This window comes from Methylophilus sp. 'Pure River' (assembly GCF_046765995.1).
Lineage (GTDB): Bacteria > Pseudomonadota > Gammaproteobacteria > Burkholderiales > Methylophilaceae > Methylophilus.
The window spans coordinates 1-537 of the sequence record NZ_JBKOUE010000021.1 but is presented as its reverse complement, the minus strand read 5'-3'; the positions used below and the strand labels follow the sequence as shown (position 1 = coordinate 537).

The 537-nt window shown below is 50.8% G+C and carries 1 protein-coding gene; it reads left to right on the top strand.

Translation table 11 applies throughout. The features are described 5' to 3' along the window. A partial coding sequence (locus ACIDE9_RS14165; protein ID WP_411995306.1) for an Ig-like domain-containing protein occupies positions 1 to 537 on the top strand: 537 nt, incomplete at both ends.

The window sequence follows — 537 nt, the reverse complement described above, 5'->3', positions numbered from 1 at the left end:
AATCGCGCTGGACGCTAACTTCGGTGGTGATGGCATCATCAACATTGAAGAAGCGAAAGCGACTTCAATTACGCCAGTGACTGGTACCGTTGGCGGTGACGCTAAAGTAGGTGATCCAGTCGTTGTGACCATCAATGGTAAAGACTACAACACGACAGTGATTACCCGTACTGATGGCAAGTTGGGCTTCAGCGTCAATGTGGCTGGTAACGAACTGGCAGCTGACCCTGACAAGACCATCGATGCAAAAGTGACTGTGACTGACAACGCCGGTAACACAGCGAGCCAGTCTACCCAGCTGACTTACAGCCTGGACCTGACACCGCCTAAAGCTGAAATCGCGCTGGACGCTAACTTCGGTGGTGATGGCATCATCAACATTGAAGAAGCGAAAGCGACTTCAATTACGCCAGTGACTGGTACCGTTGGCGGTGACGCTAAAGTAGGTGATCCAGTCGTTGTGACCATCAATGGTAAAGACTACAACACGACAGTGATTACCCGTACTGATGGCAAGTTGGGCTTCAGCGTCAATGT